Below are 17,930 nucleotides of genomic sequence, written 5' to 3'. Positions count from 1 at the left end.
GTGCATGTCCATCGCCGTGATCGTCGCCGACATCGTGCGACTGGACGCGGACGCCATCGTCAACGCGGCCAGCCCCGCCCTGCTCGGCGGCGGCGGCGTGGACGGCGCCATCCACCGCGCCGCCGGCCCGGCGCTGCTGGCCGCCTGCCGCGCGCTGCCGGAAGTGCTGCCCGGCGTGCGCTGTCCCACCGGCGAGGCGCGCATCACGCCCGGCTTCAGGCTGGGCGCGCGCTGGGTGATCCACACCGTCGGCCCGGTCTGGCGCGGCGGCGACCACGACGAGGCGGCGCTGCTGGCCAGCTGCTATCGCGCCAGCGTGGCGCTGGCGCGGGGCCATGGCCTGCGCAGCCTCGCCTTTCCCGCGATCAGCTGCGGCGTGTACGGCTACCCGCCCGCCCGTGCCGCGGCGGTGGCGGTCGCCGCGCTGCGCGAGATGCTGCATGGACGCGACGACCTGCACGTGCAGTTGTGTGGCTACGACCCGCGCATGGGCGCGATCCTGCAGCACGCGCTGGACGCCTAGCACCCGCCCAGGTCGAACGGGTACAGCGGCGGCAGCGGCGAGCCCGGCTCGCCGCCACCCGGTCGACGCCATGCGAAGCCGTCGGCAAATGCCGCCACCAGATCTTCTGCCGGCGATGCCTGCGCGTTGCCGTATTGCCGGCGCTGCAACGCGTCGATGGCGGCGCGCTGCGCGCCGGAATCCAGCGCGGCGGACAGTTCGCCCAGGTGATGCAGGCCCGGCCGCTCCGACCGCGCCCAGGCCAGCAAGCTGCGCGCCTGCGCCGATGCATCCCCGCCGCGCGCCGCGTCCATGAACGCCTGGCGCAATGCGCGCGCGTCGCCGGCGGGCGCCGCGGGTGACGTGGGAGCCGGTGCCGCACGGCGGGCGCGCCGGCGTAGCCACCACCACGCCAGCAGGCTCAGCAGCCACAGGCCCAGGCTGGCCGCGGCGATCCAGCGCCAGCGATCGTGGGCGTGCCCGGTACCGGCCGGCGTATCCGGCTGCGCGGCGGGCGGCAGCGGTGCCGATGCAGCGGGCGACACGCTGGCCGCCCCCGCCGGCGGCGTGGCGGCCGGTCCGGCCCCGCCCGCGCCAGGCAACACGGTGAGCGTGCGGGCAGGAATGCGCGCCACCTGCTTCTGCCCGCTCTGCACGTCGAACCAGGTCAGGGTGGTGGCCGGGATGGTCAGCGTGCCGGCGCGCTGCGGCACCACGGCGAAGGCGCGCTCGCGCCGGCCCTGCAGCCAGCGGCCATCATGGGTGGTGCTGTCCACCGGACGGTCGGGGTACACCGTGGCGCCGGCCAGCGCGGGCAGGCTGGGTTCCGGCAGCGACTCGGCCGGCAGCCCCTCGGCCTGGACGGTCATGTGCAGGTTCAGCGGCTGGCCCACGTGCAGCGTGCCGTCCGCCGGCAGGCCTTCCAGCGCCAGCGTGAGCTGGCGCGCGGGCAGCCAGTCGCCACCGCCCCAGTCCGCCGGCGGCGCGGTCACGTGCAGGGTCACCGCGGGCGAGGCCGCCGTCACCGTGGTGCCGCCGAACAGGCCGGACTGGCCGAAGAAATCGCCCGGGTCCATCGGGTCGGACGGGTTGCTGGCCACGCCCTGGAACGCCAGCGAGGGCACCGTCAGCGTGCCGGCGTGCCGGGGGATCAGCGCGTAGCGCCGCTCCAGCACGTGGTAGCGCCGGCCGCCGCGTTCGGCGTCGTAGTCGACGTCCTTGCCGAGCTTGCGCACTTCCACGCCCGGCAGTTGCGGGTCGTCCAGCGAACCGCGGTCCAGGTTCACGTCGAAGTACAGCCGCACGGTGAGCAGCAGTTGCTGGCCCACATAGCCGTGGTCCGGCGTGGCGAAGGCCTCGACGAACACGTCCTTGCCGCTGCTCGCCGCGGCGTTCGGGTCCGGCGGCGTCACCGTCAGCTGCAACGGCTCGGTGTGTCCGTTGCCCACCGCCAGCGACGGCACCGTCAGCTGGCCTGCATGCTTCGGCCGCAGCGCGATGCCGATGGTGAACTGCGCGCTGCGCCGGCCGTTGACGATGCTGATGCTGCTGTTGCTGGACTGGCCCAGTACGTCGAAGTCCTTCGCCAGCGGGCCGAGGTCCGGTGCGGCCACCCTGTCGCCGCTGTCGATGGCGATGTTCAACGTGACCGTCTCGCCCAGCTGCACCTGGCTGCGGTCCAATGTGGCGCGCACGCCGGACGCCAGCGCCCAGGCCGGCACGGCGAGCAGGATCAGCAAGGCCCACAGGCAACGCCGGGTCATGGTCCGTCCTCCGTGGGCGCGCCGCCGTGGCGCTCCCGGTATTCGAGCTGGAACTTGCGCCGCAGCAGGGCGCCCGGATCGTCCGGCACCTGGCGCAGGGCCTGGCGCACGTCGGCGGGCAGCTTCGACAGCGGGTCGTCCGTGCTGGCGGCACCCAGGTCGTGGGCGGGTTGCCGTGCCGTGCCGGGCTGCGGCGGCCCCAGCGCCCGGTCCATCTGCCGGTGCAGGGCCTGCTCGGCCTTCGCCGCCTGCGCCTGCTGGGCGGCGCGCTGCTGCTGCGTCTGCTGCGGGCCCGTGCCATCCGCCCGGGCATCGGACGGCGGGGGTTCGCCCTTGTTCCCGCTGCCTTGCTGGGCGGCCGGCGAGGGCTTCGACGCTTCGCCCTTGTCGTCGCCCTTTGCGGACTTGTCGTCTTGGCCGGCCTTGCCGCCGTCGTGCTTGTCCTGCGACGCGCCCTGCTGGCCGCCCTGGCCCTGCGGACTCTGGCCCTGGCCCGAGGAGCCGGCGGACTTGTCCTGCGGGCCCTGGCCGCCCTGCCCGCCTTGCTGCGGCTGCTGTTGCGGCCGGTGCTGCTGGCGGCGCATCGCGTCTTCCACCAGCTGGCGGTTGTAGCGGGCGTCCTCGTTGTGCGGGTCCATCCGCAAGGCGCGGTCGTAGGCCTTGATCGCCGCGCGATAGTCCTGCTGCCGCGCCAGCGCGTTGCCGAGGTTGTAGGCCGCGTCCGCGCCCGGCGCCTGGCGCAGCGCCTGCGCCGCCGCCGCGTAGTCACCGGCCCGGTAGGCCGCCGCGCCGCGCAGGGCGGGATCGCGCGCCAACTGCTCCGCCTGCTTCGCCCGGCCCGCGCGCAAGGCTGCCGCCGCCTGCTGGTCGGGACGGCGCCACCAGTCGGGCCAGCCGGCAGCCTGCGCCGGCGCGGGCAGCAGCGACGGCAGCAGCACCAGCGGCAACAGCAGCAGCCAGCCGCGCCGGAAGCCCGCCGCGACGACCAGCAGCAGCGGCAGCAGCAGCCATGGCCCCTGGTCCTGCCAGGCATCGCCCCGCTGCACGACCGCGCCCGTCTCGTGCGCGGGCCGCAGCTCGCCATGCAGGACACGGATGTCGCCGTCGTCGTCGCGCATCGGCACGTAGCGGCCGCCACCGGCCGCGGCCAGGGCGGCGAGCGCGGCATCGTCGCGCTTCGCCAGCACCAGGTCGCCGTGGTCGTCGTGCAGGAAACCGCCATCGTTCAGCGGTACCGGGCCGCCCTGCGGCGTGCCCACGCCCAGCACGGACACGCGCACGCCTTCCGCGCGCGCCTTGCGCGCTGCCGCCTGCGCCGCGGCGTCGGCGGTGTCGGTGATCAGGACCAGCGAACCGGCATCCGCGCCGGCGTCGTGGATCAGCTTCGCGCCGCGCGCGATGGCCTGCGCGGCGTCGTTGCCGTCCACCGGCATGGTGTCGGGCACCATCGCCTCGAGCAGGTCGTCGAGGCTGTGCGCGTCGCTGGTCAGCGGCGCCACCACGAAGGCTTCGCCGGCGTAGCCGACCAGCGCGTTGAGGCCGTCGCGATTGGCCTCGAGCAGGTCGCGCGCCTTGTAGCGCGCGCGGTCGATCCGGCTGGGCGCGACGTCGCGCGCCAGCATGCGCTGCGACAGCGAGATCGCCACCACCTGCGCCGCGCGGTCGGCATACAGCGGTTGCGCCACGCGGCTCCAGGTCGGGCCGGCCAGCGCCAGCGCGCCCAGCAGCCAGCCCAGCGCGAGCAGGCCGGATGGCAGGCGGCGTCCGCGCGACTGGCCGTGCAGCAGGTGCGGCAGCAGCTCGGCGTCGGCCAGCCGCGCCAGCGCGCGCCGCGTCGCACCTTCGCGCGCACCCAGCCACAGCAGCGGCGGCAACGCGAGCAGGGCCAGCAGCCACCATGGTTGCAGGAAGTGGAACTGGCGCAGCGCCTCGCTCATGCAGGGCGCTCCCGCAGCCGCCAGCGCGGCAGGTTGGCCAGCATCAGCAGCAGCACCGCGGCCAGCAGCGGCCAGCGGAACAGCTCGTGGCGGGGACGCAGGCTGGGGCCGTGCTGCGGCATCGGTTCCAGCGCGTCGATGGCGCGGTAGGCGTCGGCGAGCTGGCCGCTGTCGGTGGCGCGGAAGAAGCGGCCGCCGGTCATGTCGGCGATCCGGGTGAGCATGTCGGCGTCGAGGTCGGCCGAGGGGTTGACCACCTGGCTGCCGAAGAAGCCGGGCACGCGCAGGCGGGTGGCGCCGATGCCGATGGTGTAGATGCGCACGCCGGCCGCCTTCGCCGCGCGCGCGGCGTCCAGCGGCGCGATGGTGCCGGCGTTGTTGACGCCATCGGTGAGCAGCACCAGCACGCGCGCCTGCTTGGGCAGCGCGGACAGGCGCTTCACCGCCACCGCGATGGCGTCGCCGATCGCGGTCTGCGTGCCGGCCAGGCCCACCGCGGCGCCCTGCAGCTGGGCGCGCACGGCGCCGAGGTCGTAGGTCAGCGGCGTGACCAGGTAGGCGTGGCTGCCGAACAGGATCAGGCCCAGTTCGTCGCCGCTCCGCCGCGCGATGAAGTCGCCGGCGATCGCCTCCACCGCGCCGAAGCGGCTGACCGGCTGGCCGGCCAGCTGCATGTCCGGCGTGTGCATGCTGCCGGACAGATCCACCGCCAGCATCAGCGCGCGGCCGCTGCGCTGCTGCGCCTGCGGCGGTCCCAACCGTTGCGGACGGGCCGCGGCGGCCAGCAGGCACAGCCAGGCCAATGCCAGCAGCCACGGCGTGGCGCCGCGCACGGCGGTCCGGGCCGCCTGCGGCAGCTGCAATCCGGCCTGCGGCAGGCGCAGCGCCTGTCCGGGCAGCACCGGGCGCAGCCAGCGCCGCAGCAGCCAGGGTAGCGGCAGCAGCACGAACACCCAGGGCCAGGCGAACTCAGGCATGCGTCACTTCCCTCGGCCGGCGCCGCCAGGCCGCGGCGAGCCAGGCGCGGGTGGCCGCCAGCGCCGCGTCACGATCGAAGGCCGCCTGCGGACGGTACAGGTCCCGTTCCAGCGCGAGCAGCGCGTCGAGCACGCCGGCCCGCACGGGCACGCGCGCCAGCGTGCGCCGCCACGCCTCGCCGCGCTGGTGCACGGCCTGCGCGTCGTAGCGGCGCGCCGCGCGACGCAGCAACTGGTGCAGGCCAAGCGCCAGGGCTGCATCGTCGCCGGCGTGCCGCGCCGCCAGCGCGTCCACCTCGGCCAGCACGCGGCGGCATGCGGCGCGCCGGCGGCGCCAACGCAGGACGAAAAAGAATCCGGTGCCGAGCAGCGCCAGCAGCAGCGCCGCCAACACCCACCAGCCAGGCGCCGGAGGCCACCACGGCGGCGCGGGCGGCAGGTGGATGTCGCGCAGCGGCAGCGGTTGCGGCGGCCTCATCGCCGCAGCTCCGGTGCACGCAGCAGGGCGACCACGGCATCGCCCACGTCGTCGCGGGTGTCGATGGTGCGAATGGGCAGGCCCAGCGCGCGCGCCTGCGCATGCAGGCGCGCCCGGCCTGCGCCGAGGCTGGCCTGGAAATCGCGCCGGTCGCGTTCGGACAACAGCGTCACTTCGCGGCGCTCGCCCGCGTGCTCGAACGGGTAGCGACCGGGCGGTGGCGGCGCCAACTCCAGCGGGTCGGCCACCGCCAGCACGCGCACCGCCGCGCGCCGCGACAGGTCCAGCAGGCGGCCGTGCGCGGCTTCGTCGCAGCTCCAGCCGTCGCTTATCAGCAGCACGCGGCTGGCGCCATGTTGCAGGCGGCTGGCGCGCAGCAGCGCGGCGGACAGCGGTTCCTCGCCATCGGCGGGCAAGGCGTCCCATTCGGCCAGCGCGCCGCAGGCCGCCAACGCGCCGCGCACGCCTCCACGCGGACGCAGCAGCCGGCCGTGACCGCCGAAGGCCAGCAGGCCGACCCGTTCGCCGGCCCGCACCGCGCACCACGCGGCCAGCGCCGCCGCGCGCGCCGCCTGCACCGACTTGAACCGCACGCGGGTGCCGAAGCGCATGCCGGCGTGGCTGTCCAGCAGCACCAGCAGGCGGCCCTCGCGCTCTTCCTGGAACAGCTTGGTGTGCAGCTTGCCGCTGCGCGCGGTGAGCCGCCAGTCGAGCCGGCGCACGTCGTCGCCGGGCTGGTAGGCGCGCGATTCGGCGTAGTCCATGCCGCGACCGTACAGGCGGCTGGACTGTCGTCCCGAACGCAGGGCCCGGCTCTCGACCGGGGCCAGCGCGGAATGCGCGGCACGGGCGCGCAGGGCGATCAGTTCGTCCAGGTCGACCCGCGTGCGGCCGTCGCCACGGGACGCTGGCGTGGGCACGGCGTTCACGGCAAGGGCACGAGATCCAGCAGGCGGTCGATCGCCTGGTCGCTGTCCACGCCCTCGGCCTCGGCCTCGTAGCTGGTCAGGATGCGGTGGCGCAGCACCTCGTGCGCGATGGCGTGCACGTCCTCGGGCAGCGCGTAGTCGCGCCCGGCCAGCCAGGCGCGGGCGCGCGCGCAGCGGTCCAGCGCGATGGTGGCGCGCGGACTGGCGCCCCACGCGATCCAGCGTTTCAGCTCGGGGCCGTAGCGGCCCGCGTCGCGGCTGGCCAGCACCAGTTGCGCGAGGTATTCCTCCAGCGCCGGCGCGACATGCACGGCCAGCGCGGCGTCGCGCGCGGCGAACACGTCGGCCTGGCTGAGCAGCGCCGCCGGCGCGGGCCGCGGGTGCAGTTGCCGGCGCGCCTGCTCGCGCGCCAGGCGCAGGATGGCCAGCTCGGACGCTGCGTCGGGGTAGCCGATCTTCACGTGCATCACGAAGCGGTCGAGCTGGGCCTCCGGCAGGGCGAAGGTACCTTCCTGCTCGATCGGGTTCTGCGTGGCCATCACCATGAACAGCTCGGGCAGTTGCCAGGTGCTGCGCCCGACGGTGATCTGCCGTTCCGCCATCGCCTCCAGCAGGGCCGACTGCACCTTGGCCGGCGCGCGGTTGATCTCGTCGGCCAGCACGATGCTGTGGAACAGCGGTCCGCGCTCGAACTCGAAGGCGCCCGACTGCGGCCGGAACACGTCGGTGCCGGTGAGGTCGGCGGGCAGCAGGTCGGGGGTGAACTGCACGCGGTGGAAATCCGCCTCGATACGCGCGGCCAGCGCCTTCACCGCGGTGGTCTTGGCCAGTCCCGGCGCGCCTTCCACCAGCAGGTGGCCGTCGGCGAGCAGCGCCACCAGCAGGCAGTCGATCAGGTGCGGCTGGCCGACGACGCTGCGCTGCAGGTCCTCGCGCAGCCGCGCGAAGGCCTGCTGCAATCGGCTTGCGGCCGGACTCTCGGGCATGTCCATCGTATGGGGTCCATTCGGCATGACGTCGTTGTTGACCGCAGCAGGGGCCGAAAGTTTGCCATGCGACTGGATGCCGCGTATTGACGCTGACCCTGAAACGCGAAGGGGCGGCCGGCGGCCGCCCCTTCGCATCCTCATGCGCCTCTTACTGCAAATTGTCGTTGAGGATGCGTGGCGTTACAAAGATCAACAATTCAGCCTTGTCGTTCTGGCGCGTAGTCTTGCGGAACAGCGTGCCCAGAACCGGGATGTCGCCCAAACCCGGTACCTTCGCCACCGAGTCGTTCTTGGTGATCTCGTAGATGCCACCCAGTACTACGGTCTGGCCATTGTCCACCAGCGCGGAGGTATTAACCGAGCGCGTATCGATCAAAGGCACCTGGCCGTTGGGTGTGTCCACCATCTTGTTCAGCGCATCCTTCTTGACATTGATGGCAAGATAGATACGGCTGTCGGCAGTGATCGTCGGCGTCACGCGCAGCTCAAGTACGGCTTCCTTGAACTGCACCGATGCAGTCGGCGTGCCCGAGTTGCCCACGCTGCCCTGATAGGTCACATAGCCAATTTCCTGACCCTGCTTGATGTCCGCCTCCTGCTGGTTGGCGGTAATGACGCGAGGGCTAGAAATCACTTCGCCGCGTCCCTCGGTCTGCGCTGCGGACAGCTCCAGATCAAGCGCATAGTTCTTGCCGAGGATGGCCATGCCCAAAGTGCCTGCCGCAGAGGAAACCGGCAGGTTGACGTTGAAGCCGCCAGGGCTGGTTGCGCTGCCGGTGCTGCCGTTGCTTCCCGACGTGCCCCCCCCCAGCGGACCACCAATCTGGATGACCTGACCGCTCGGATTGGTTCGTTGGGCGTTCGCCCCCCACTTGACGCCCAAATCACGTTCGAACTGATCGGTAGCTATCACGATGCGCGACTCGATCAGCACCTGGCGTACCGGCTTGTCCAGTTCGGCGACCAGCTTGCGCACTTCCACGGTCTTCTCGGCCGTATCGTTGAGCAGCAGCGTATTGGTGCGCTGGTCGTAGGAGACGCTGCCGCGCGGCGACAGGAAACCCCGGCTGCTGTTCGCCGAACCCGCGCTGCCACTTCCGTTGCCGCCCCCCTGCATACTGCCCGTGGTCAGCAGCTTGGCGATCTCGGAGGCCTTGCCATAGCTGATCGGGATATAGCTGGTGATCAGCGGAGCGTTGTCCTCAGCCTTGATGCGCGCATCGGCCACGCTCTGCTCGTAGTCGGCCAGTTCCTTCTGCGGCGCGATCCACACCACGTTGCCGTCGCGGCGCTTGTCCAGGCCCTTGGCGCGCAGGATCACGTCAAGCGCCTGGTCCCACGGCACGTTGACCAAGCGCAGGGTGACGCTGCCGCCCACCGAGTCGGAGGCGACCAGGTTCAGCCCCGACACGTCGGCCAGCAGCTGCAGCGCCGAACGTACCGGGATGTCCTGGAAGTTGAAGGTGACGCGGCTGCCCGTGTACACCGGCTGCTGGCCCTTCGCGGCGTCGGTCTTGGCGTCGGACTTCTTCGGCGCGATCTCCACCACGTACTGCTCGCCGGTCTGGTAGGACGAGGTGTCCACCGTGCCCTTGACGGCGATCTCCATGCGTGCGCCATCCGGAGTGGCGTGGGTGGCGATGGACTGCACGGGCGTGGCGAAGTCGAGCACGTCCAACCGCTGCGCCTGGCTCGGCGGCAAGTGCACGTGGTCGAGGTCGACCACGACGCGATCGCCTTCGCGACGCATGTTGGCGTGCGCGCCGGGACCAGCGAAGTCGATCAGGACGCGGCCGGCGCCATCCTTGCCGCGGCGGAAGTCGATGTTGCTGACTGCGGGGCCGTCGGTCGCCGAGGGCAGTGCCTTGGACGGATCGATGGTGGACGCCGTGGTGGTCGGCCCGGCATCGCTGCCGTTGTTGACGGTGAGCACCAGGCTGTCGCCTTCCACCTTGGTCTGGTAGGTGGAGCTGCGCATCAGTTCGACCAGCACGCGCGTGCGCCCGCCGGCGGAGACCGCGGTGACGCCCGAGGTGGAGCCCACGCCGACGTCGGTATGCCGCGCCGCCGCGTTGGCGGTGTCGGGCAGGTCCACCGCGATGCGCGGCGGGTCGTCGGTGGTGAAGATGCGCGGCTGCGGCACCGGGCCGTTGGCGAAGTCCAGGTGCAGCGCGACGCGCCCCCCGGGCAGCGTCTCGGCATGGATGTCCTTCAGCGTGGTGGCGGCCGTCGCGGCGTTGGCCCAGGCCGCGCCGCCGACAAGCAGGCCGGCCAGCAGGCAACGGCTCGCCAGGCGCTTGGCAGGGCTGCGGAGGGTTTGGATTCGGTTGGTCATTGCATCAGCCCCTGTAAGCCTATTTCTCGCCGAGCGCGATGCTGGCGGGACGTTCCATCCAGCCACCATTGCCGTTGGGAACCAGTTCGACCAGGTCCACGTGGTCCGGCGCCACCGTGGTGACATGGCCGTAGTTCTGGCCCATGTACTCGTTGACGGTGACGCGGTGGATCACGCCGCCCGGATCCTTGATCAGCGCCTGGATGCCCTTGCCGACACCGATGGTGCCGACCATCTTCAGGCTGTCCAGCGCGAACATCTCCAGTGGCTGCTTGGGCCGGTCCTGGTCGGGCCGCGGCCCGGAGGCGCTGGATTGCTCCTCCGCCGGGCTCGGACTGAACGGGTCACGCTTGTCCTGGTCCTGATAGGTGAAGGTCTCGAAGGTCTTGATCACCGGCAGCGGCGGCAGCGGCGCGCCCTTCAGCGACTTTTCGTGCGCCACCCAGGCGCGCAGGTCGGACGTGCCGCGGGTGCAGCCGCCCAGCACCAGGGCGGCGCCCAGCATCAGCGCGGCGCGGGCCGCGCGGGCGGGCTTGATGGCAGCGATGATGTTCATTTCCGCGCCCTCGCCTTGCCGTGGGCCGGTTTCTTGCCGCCCTCGTTCGTTTCGCTGTCGTCGAGATAGCGGTAGGTCTTCACCGTACCCTGCAGCACCAGCTGCTCGTTGGCGGTCGGCTCCGCGCCCTTGGCCGGCGCGTGCAGCGGCGTCAGCGACACGTCGTGCATGGTCAGGATCACCACCCGTGGCAGCGAGGCCACGTCGCTGATGAAGGTGCCGAACTGGTGGTAGGTGCCGACCATCTTCAGCTTGATCGGCTTCTCGGCGTAGAAGTCCTTCGGCGTTTCGGGACCCGGCTGGAACAGGTCGGTTTCCAGGCCGGCCGACAGCGCGGCCTGCGAGATGTCCACCAGCAGTTCCGGCATCTCGGTCTTGCTGGGCAGCTGGCGCAGCAGCTGGCGCAGCATGTCCTTCATCTCGCCGAGCTGCTGCTGCAGCGCCTCGAGGTTGACCGCCTTGGCCTGCTTCTGTGCGAATTCCTGCTTGAGCTGTATTTCCTTGTTCGCCAGGGAGGCCAGCTCGTCCTGCTGGTTGCTGACGTGCAGGTACCAGCCGAAGAACGCGATGACGGCGAACACCAGCACGGTGAAGAAGACCTTGACCGACTTCGGCCAGCCGCCAATGTTGTTGCGGTCGAGATTGCGCAGGTCGTCGAGGAGTTTCATCACTTGGCCCCTCCCTTGGCGACGTCATGGGCGGGAGCGGCTGCGGGCGCAGCGGCGGGCTTCGCCGGCGTCGCCGAGACCGCGGGCGCGCCCGTCTTCGTATCCGGCGCGGCCTTGCCGGCCTTGTCCTTGCCGTCCTCGTCCTGCTTGGGCCGGTTCAGGGCCACGGTCAGGCCGAAGCTGTAGGGCATGCGGGTGGAGGCGTGGGTGTTCTCGGTCTTGCTGAGGTCGGCGTGCCCCATCCAGGGCGAGTCCTCGATGTTGCGCATGTACTCGGCCACGCTGGCGTTGGACTGGGCCACGCCGTTGAGCACCATCGACTGGCCGTTCTGCTTCAGCTCGGAGAGACGCGCGCTGGAGGGGATGGTCTTCACCAGCTCGTCGAACAGGTGGACCATCTGCGAACGGTTGGCCTGCAGCTGCTCGATGATCTGCTTGCGCGCCAGCAACTGCGAACGGACCCGGTCGAGCTCGTTGATCTTGGTGATCTTCACGTCCACCTGCTTGATCTCGTTCTGCAGGTAGGCGTTGCGTTCGTTCTGGTTGTCGATGCGCATGCCCATCCAGAACGACCACAGCAGCACGAACAGGACGCCGGCCACGAAGGCGGCGCCCAGCTGCATGAAGAATTCGCGCTCGCGCTGCTTGCGGCGCTCGGCGCGCCACGGGAGTAGGTTGATGCGGGTCATCAGTCGAAGCTCCTCAGCGCGAGTCCGACCGCGATCATCAGCGCCGGCGCCTCCTGGGCCACCGTCTGGGCCTGGACGCGCGAGGACAGCGACATGCGCGCCAGCGGGTTGGCCACCACGCAGGGCACGCCGAGCTGCTCCTCGAGCATGCCGTCGATGCCCTCGATCGAGGCGCAGCCGCCGGCCAGCACCACCTGGTCGACCTTGCTGTACTCGCTGCCGGCGTAGAAGAACTGCAGCAGGCGGCTGATCTGCTGCACCAGCGATTCCTTGAACGGCTCCAGCGCCTCGGTCTCGTAGGACTCGGGCAGGCCGCCCTTGCGCTTGGCGCGGCCGGCCTCCTCGTAGGACAGGCCGTAGCGGCGCATGATCTCGTCGGTGAGCTGGCGGCCGCCGAACACCTGCTCGCGCGAGTAGATGGTGCGCTGGTTGCGCAGCACCGACAGCGTGGTCATGGTGGCGCCGATGTCCACCACCGCCACCAGCGCGTCGCGACCCACGTCGAGCTGGTCGGCGATCAGGGCGAAGGCGTTCTCCATCGCGAAGGCCTCCACGTCGACCACCTGCGCGGTGAGCCCGCCCAGGTCCAGCGCGGCCACGCGCATGTCGACGTTCTCGGTGCGAGACGCGGCCAGCAGCACGTTGTTCATTTCCGGGTTGTCGCGCACCGGCCCCAGCACCTCGAAGTCGAGGCTGACCTCGTCGATGGGATACGGGATGTACTGGTTGGCCTCGACCTGGATCTGGCCTTCCAGGTCGTCCTCGGACAGGTCGCTGGCCATCGGCACGACGCGGGTGATCACCGCCGAGCCGGCCACGGCGGCGGCGGCGTGCTTGAGCTTGGAGCCCGAACGCGCCAGCGCGCGCCGGATCGCCTCGCCCACCGCCTCGACCTCGACGATGTTCTTCTCGACCACCGCATGGGGCGGGAGCGGCTCGACCGCGTAGTGCTCCACGCGGTAACGGCCACCCGTCTGGCTGAGCTGCAGCAGCTTGACGGCGGTCGCACTGATGTCGACGCCGACCAGCGGCGGCTTCTTGGGTGTAAAGAGACCCACGGTTTTCCCCCTTGCCCCTGCGGCTGCGGCCACGGAAGTGGCGAGCCTGCCAGGGATTAAAGCCAAAATTTAACGCAATCGCAACGGCCTACGCGATCTTTCTCGACTCCATGGCGTGATGGTCTGCACATTTGCGCCATCGCGTTTTCGGCCTGTACACCGGGGTCCGTCGGTGCGTCGTCCCTGTGAATGAATGGTGCAACATCTATACTCTGGCGTGTTTTGACTCAGGTCTCGCTACACCCACATGAATCCTCTCCTGAAGCGATTGCTGCGCTGGCTGCTGGTCCTCATCTTCTCCGGATTGCTGCTGGCGATCGCGGCCGTGGGGGTGGCCTACTGGCTGGTGGCCCCGCGCATTCCCTCGGTGGCGATGCTGAAGGACTACCACATGCAGGTGCCGCTGCGCGTGCTGAGCGCCGACGGCAAGCTGATCGCCAGCTTCGGCGAAACCCGGCGCATCCCGGTCGGCATCGACCAGGTGCCCGACATGCTCCGGAACGCCGTGCTGTCGGCCGAGGACGCCGACTTCTACCACCATCCCGGCGTAGACTGGCACGGCGTGGCGCGCGCGGTCTGGCACGTGGTGATCTCCGGCGGCGACAAGGGCCAGGGCGGCTCGACCATCACCCAGCAGGTGGCGCGCAACTTCTTCCTCAGCCCCGAGAAGCTCTACACGCGCAAGCTGATCGAGATGTTCATCGCCCTGCGCATGGAGCACCAGCTGAGCAAGAACCAGATCCTCGAGCTGTACCTCAACAAGATGTTCCTCGGCCACCGCGCCTACGGCGTGGCCGCGGCCGCGGAGTACTACTACGGCAAGAAGCTGGACCAGCTCACCATCCCGGAGTGCGCCGCGATCGCCTCCACCTTCCAGCTGCCCTCGGCGGTCAACCCGGTAACCAATCCCAGGCGCCTGGTGGCGCGGCGCAACTGGGTGCTGGGGCAGATGCTGGAGCACCGCTACATCACCAAGGCGCAGTACGAGCAGGCCATCGCCGCGCCGGACGATGCCTCGCCGCACGAGCAGCCGATCGAGGTGGATGCGCCCTACCTGGCCGAGATGGTGCGCCAGCAGGTGCTGAAGCGGCTCGGCAACGACGCCCTGACCGAGGGCTACGTGGTGAAGACCACCCTGCAGGGCGCGCGCCAGCAGGAGGCGGTGGATGCGGTGCGCAGCGGCCTGGTCGCCTACGACCGCCGCCACGGCTGGCGCGGCCCCGAGGCGCACCAGGACCTGCCCGCCGCCCCCGCCGACGCCGACCTCGACCATGCGCTGGCCGGCTACTACGACGTCGCCGGCATGCAGCCCGGCATCGTCACCGCGGCCTCCGCCGACGCCGCCACGGTGTACCTGTCCGACCACGAGCAGGTGCGGCTCGGCCTGGACGCGGTCGCCTGGGCGCGCAAGTACATCAGCGACAGCCGCGTCGGCGCGGCGCCGAAGACGGTGGACGCCGTGCTCCGGCGCGGCGACATCGTGCGCCTCTCGCGCGACGGCAAGGGCGCCTGGCAGCTGGCCCAGATTCCCAAGGCACAGGCCGCGCTGGTCTCGATCAACCCCGAGGACGGCTCGATCCAGGCCCTGGTGGGCGGCTTCAGCTTCATGCGCAGCAAGTTCAACCGCGCCGTGATGGCGGCGCGCCAGCCGGGGTCCAGCTTCAAGCCGTACTTCTATTCTGCCGCGTTCGACCGCGGCTTCACCCCGGCCTCGATCATCAACGACGCGCCGCTGGCGCTGCCCGATCCCTCGCGCCCCGGCGGTCTGTGGACGCCGTCCAACGACGACGGCAAGTTCGCCGGCCCGATGCGCCTGCGCGAGGCGCTGGTGCAGTCGAAGAACCTGGTCTCGGTGCGCCTGCTCGACGCCATCGGCGTGGGCTACGCGCGCACCTTCGCCACCCGCTTCGGCTTCCCGCTTTCGGCGCTGCCCGACAACCTGTCGCTGGCGCTGGGCACCGCCTCGGTGTCGCCGATCGGCATGGCACGCGGCTATGCCGTGTTCGCCAACGGCGGCTACCTGGTCACGCCCTACTTCATCCAGGAGATCGACGACCGCGACGGCAAACCGGTGTACATCGCCAACCCCGCCCGCGCCTGCCGCACCTGCGAGGAGCGCCTGCTCAATCCCACCCCGCCCGGCGTGCCGCCGGCGGACGCGCTCTCCGCCCCGGCCAACAGCGTGGCCGCGGCGGGCTCCGCGCCGGCGCCCGCCAGCAGCAGCGCCGCGGACGATGCCGAAGGCCCGTTGCCCGCCGACGCCCACGGCAACGGCGGCCATCCGCCGGTACTGGCCCCGCACGTGCTGGACGCCCGCACCGACTACCTGATCACCTCGCTGATGAAGGACGTGGTCCGGCGCGGCACCGGCGCGGCGGCCCGCGCACTCGACCGCACCGACCTCGCGGGCAAGACCGGCTCCACCAACGACCACCGCGACGCCTGGTTCGTCGGCTTCAACGGCGACCTGTCCACGGCGGTATGGGTGGGCTTCGACGATTTCAGCTCGCTGGGCCGCTCGAACGGCGTGGGCGAGTTCGGCGCGCAGGCGGCGCTGCCGATCTGGATGGACTACATCGGCGCGGCCCTGAAGGGCCTGCCGGAAAACACCCTGTCGATGCCGCCCGGGATCAGCACCGTGCTGATCAACCGCGACTCCGGCCTGCCCACCACCGCCAGCGACCCCGATGCCATGCCGGAGATCTTCAAGGTCGAGGACGTCGACCGCCTGCGCGCCCAGGCCGCGCAACAGCAGCAGCAGAACAAGGACCAGCAGCACGCCTACGACATCTTCTAGGCGTCGACGCGGCGCATACGTCGGCGGTACGGCGCTGAACGCCGCGCCGCCGGCTTCCCCCGTGCGGGCGATTTCCGTGTAGCCTGTCCGCGCAGGCTACGGAGGAACCGCGCATGGCACGAGGCGAACACCACCGCATCCACGCGCAAGACCGCACCCAGCGCAACCGCGTGCGCGTCGCCCAGGAGGCGGCGCGACTGATGAGCGAGCACGGCATCCGCGACTTCCACCGCGCCAAGCTCAAGGCGGCCGAGCGGCTGGGCATCCTGGACACCCAGGCGCTGCCGCGCAACCAGGAGATCGAGCAGGCGCTGCGCGAACACCAGCGCCTGTTCCACGCCGACAGCCAGCCACAGCTGCTGCGGCGCCGCCGGGAGGCCGCGACGGAAGCGATGCGCTTCCTGCACGCCTTCGAACCGCGCCTGGTCGGCGCGGTGCTGGAGGGCACCGCCGACGCCCACTCCGCAGTCTGCCTGCACGTGTTCAGCGACGACCCGGAGGCGGTGGGCCTGTTCCTGCGCGAACGCGGCGTGCCGTTCGAGACCCAGGTGCGGCACCTGCGCTTCGGCCGCGATGCCCAGGCCGATTACCCGGTGCTGCTGTTCGCCGCCGACGAAGTGCCGTTCGACCTCACCGTGCTGCCGCTGGACGCGATGCGCCAGGCGCCGCTGGACCGCGTCGACGAAAAACCGATGCGTCGCGCCGCGCTGCCCGCGGTGGAAGAACTGCTGGCCGGCGACGACGCGGGCGACGAGCTCGAACGGATGCTGGCCGCGGTCCGGCGCTGAGCCACGCCTTCTTTCCGAGGCCCTGACGAAAACGCCCCGGCATGGCCGGGGCGTTTTCGTTCCGAGCCGCTGCGCTCAGCGCTTGTCCGACGGCACGTAGTCGCGCACGTCGTGGCCGGTATAGATCTGGCGCGGGCGGCCGATGCGCGCCCCGGGGGTCTCGTGCTGCTCGATCCAGTGCGCGATCCAGCCGGCGGTGCGGGCGATGGCGAACATCACGGTGAACATCTCGGTGGGGATGCCCAGCGCCTTGTAGATGATGCCCGAGTAGAAGTCGACGTTCGGATACAGCTTGCGCTCGACGAAGTACTCGTCCTTCAGCGCGGCCTCCTCCAGCTTCATCGCCACGTCCAGCAGCGGGTCGCTCACGCCCAGCTCGGCCAGCACCTTGTGGCACATCTCGCGGATGATCTTGGCGCGCGGGTCGAAGTTCTTGTAGACGCGATGGCCGAAGCCCATCAGGCGGAAGCTGTCGTTCTTGTCCTTGGCACGCTTGACCGCGGTCTCGACCTTGTCCGGGCTGCCGATCTCCTCCAGCATCTTCAGCACCGCCTCGTTGGCGCCGCCGTGTGCCGGGCCCCACAGCGCGGTGATGCCCGCGGCCACCGAGGCGTAGGGATTGGCGCCGGTGGAACCGACCAGGCGCACGGTGGAGGTGGAGGCATTCTGCTCGTGGTCGGCGTGCAGGATGAACAAGAGGTCCAGCGCCTTGGCGGCCACCGGGCTCATCTGCAGCGGCTCGCTGGGCACCTCGAACATCATGTGCAGGAAGCGGTCGACGTACTCGAGGTTGTTGCGCGGGTAGCGGAACGGCCAGCCGATGGAATAGCGGTAGCAGGCCGCGGCGATGGTCGGCATCTTGGCGATCAGGCGGATCGCGGCCAGCTTGCGGTCGGCCGGGTCGTCCACGTCCAGGTTGTCGTGGTAGAACGCCGACAGCGAGGCCACCGCGGCGGCCAGCATCGCCATCGGGTGCGCGTCGTGGTGGAAGCCCTTGAAGAAGTCCTTCAGCGACTCGTGCATCATCGTGTGATGCGAGACGTCGTGCTCGAAGCTGGCGAACTCGTCCTTCGAGGGCAGCTCGCCGTTGAGCAGCAGGTAGGCCACCTCCAGGAAGCTGGACTTCTCGGCCAACTGCTCGATCGGGTAGCCGCGGTACAGCAGCACGCCCTTGTCGCCGTCGATGTAGGTGATTGCGCTCTTGGTGCTGGCGGTGCTGCCGTAGCCGACGTCGTAGGTGAAGTGGCCCGTGTCCTTGTAGAGCGTGGCGATGTCGATGCAGGCCGGGCCGAGCGTACCGCTGACCAGCGGCAGCTCGCTACTGCGGTTGTTCGACTCGTCCACCAGTTTGACGGTCTTGGTATCGGACACGGAAACCTCCTTACGGCAAATGGCGCCGCCGGCCGCGCCCAGGGGGCATGGCGGGCGGGGGGAAAGGGGCATCGCGGCGGGGAACCGGACGAT

At 70.8% G+C, this 17,930-nt stretch carries 15 protein-coding genes; 3 read left to right on the top strand and 12 right to left on the bottom strand.

Annotation, left to right across the window (positions count from 1 at the left end; genetic code table 11):
- Positions 1-4 precede the first annotated feature (4 nt).
- Positions 5-523, top strand: a complete 519-nt coding sequence (locus QMK61_RS09625; protein ID WP_302071985.1) for an O-acetyl-ADP-ribose deacetylase — start codon at positions 5-7, stop codon at positions 521-523.
- Here QMK61_RS09625 and QMK61_RS09620 read toward each other — a convergent pair.
- The 11 genes from QMK61_RS09620 to QMK61_RS09570 form a co-directional block, all read right to left on the bottom strand.
- The gene (locus QMK61_RS09620; RefSeq protein ID WP_302071984.1) at positions 520-2,265 is read right to left on the bottom strand and encodes a BatD family protein; all 1,746 of its coding nucleotides are present in this window, start codon (positions 2,263-2,265) and stop codon (positions 520-522) included. The two genes, QMK61_RS09625 and QMK61_RS09620, sit on opposite strands and share 4 nt — an antisense overlap.
- Positions 2,262-4,202, bottom strand: coding sequence for a VWA domain-containing protein (locus QMK61_RS09615; RefSeq protein WP_302071983.1), 1,941 nt, complete (start codon positions 4,200-4,202; stop codon positions 2,262-2,264). The genes QMK61_RS09620 and QMK61_RS09615 overlap by 4 nt, the downstream gene beginning before the upstream one ends.
- A complete protein-coding gene (locus QMK61_RS09610; RefSeq protein ID WP_302071982.1) occupies positions 4,199-5,179 on the bottom strand; it encodes a VWA domain-containing protein in 981 nt (326 codons plus the stop codon). The genes QMK61_RS09615 and QMK61_RS09610 overlap by 4 nt, the downstream gene beginning before the upstream one ends.
- The gene (locus tag QMK61_RS09605; protein WP_302071981.1) at positions 5,172-5,657 is read right to left on the bottom strand and encodes a DUF4381 family protein; all 486 of its coding nucleotides are present in this window, start codon (positions 5,655-5,657) and stop codon (positions 5,172-5,174) included. Before QMK61_RS09605 ends, QMK61_RS09610 begins: the two co-directional genes overlap by 8 nt.
- The gene (locus QMK61_RS09600; RefSeq protein WP_302071980.1) at positions 5,654-6,586 is read right to left on the bottom strand and encodes a DUF58 domain-containing protein; all 933 of its coding nucleotides are present in this window, start codon (positions 6,584-6,586) and stop codon (positions 5,654-5,656) included. Before QMK61_RS09600 ends, QMK61_RS09605 begins: the two co-directional genes overlap by 4 nt.
- Positions 6,583-7,578 (bottom strand): MoxR family ATPase, encoded by a 996-nt coding sequence (locus QMK61_RS09595; RefSeq protein ID WP_302071979.1) that lies wholly within the window; start codon positions 7,576-7,578, stop codon positions 6,583-6,585. Before QMK61_RS09595 ends, QMK61_RS09600 begins: the two co-directional genes overlap by 4 nt.
- 145 nt (positions 7,579-7,723) lie before the next feature.
- On the bottom strand, positions 7,724-9,910 hold the full coding sequence (gene pilQ, locus QMK61_RS09590) for a type IV pilus secretin PilQ (protein ID WP_302071978.1): 2,187 nt from the start codon (positions 9,908-9,910) through the stop codon (positions 7,724-7,726).
- A 19-nt stretch (positions 9,911-9,929) separates the two neighbouring features.
- A complete protein-coding gene (locus tag QMK61_RS09585) occupies positions 9,930-10,466 on the bottom strand; it encodes a pilus assembly protein PilP (RefSeq protein ID WP_302071977.1) in 537 nt (178 codons plus the stop codon).
- The gene (gene pilO / locus QMK61_RS09580) at positions 10,463-11,134 is read right to left on the bottom strand and encodes a type 4a pilus biogenesis protein PilO (protein WP_302071976.1); all 672 of its coding nucleotides are present in this window, start codon (positions 11,132-11,134) and stop codon (positions 10,463-10,465) included. Before pilO ends, QMK61_RS09585 begins: the two co-directional genes overlap by 4 nt.
- A complete protein-coding gene (locus QMK61_RS09575) occupies positions 11,134-11,823 on the bottom strand; it encodes a PilN domain-containing protein (protein WP_302071975.1) in 690 nt (229 codons plus the stop codon). The genes pilO and QMK61_RS09575 overlap by 1 nt, the downstream gene beginning before the upstream one ends.
- Positions 11,823-12,881: a pilus assembly protein PilM gene (locus QMK61_RS09570; protein WP_302071974.1), complete on the bottom strand. Its 1,059-nt coding sequence runs from the start codon at positions 12,879-12,881 to the stop codon at positions 11,823-11,825. Before QMK61_RS09570 ends, QMK61_RS09575 begins: the two co-directional genes overlap by 1 nt.
- 247 nt (positions 12,882-13,128) lie before the next feature.
- On the opposite strand from QMK61_RS09570, the gene QMK61_RS09565 reads away from it, so the two are divergent.
- A complete protein-coding gene (locus QMK61_RS09565; protein ID WP_302071973.1) occupies positions 13,129-15,678 on the top strand; it encodes a penicillin-binding protein 1A in 2,550 nt (849 codons plus the stop codon).
- A gap of 113 nt (positions 15,679-15,791) precedes the next feature.
- Complete coding sequence (locus tag QMK61_RS09560) at positions 15,792-16,466, top strand: hypothetical protein (protein ID WP_302071972.1); 675 nt, start codon at positions 15,792-15,794, stop codon at positions 16,464-16,466.
- Positions 16,467-16,541: 75 nt separating this feature from the next.
- Here QMK61_RS09560 and QMK61_RS09555 read toward each other — a convergent pair whose 3' ends face one another.
- Entirely contained in the window at positions 16,542-17,837 is a 1,296-nt protein-coding gene (locus QMK61_RS09555; protein WP_302071971.1) for a citrate synthase, read from the bottom strand.
- Positions 17,838-17,930: the final 93 nt, after the last annotated feature.

Origin of the sequence: Fulvimonas sp. R45 (assembly GCF_030504985.1) — a bacterium.
In the GTDB taxonomy this organism is placed as follows: Bacteria; Pseudomonadota; Gammaproteobacteria; order Xanthomonadales; family Rhodanobacteraceae; genus Rhodanobacter_A.
Note: the sequence above shows the minus strand (reverse complement) of the source record. Positions and strands in the feature narration are given on the sequence as shown.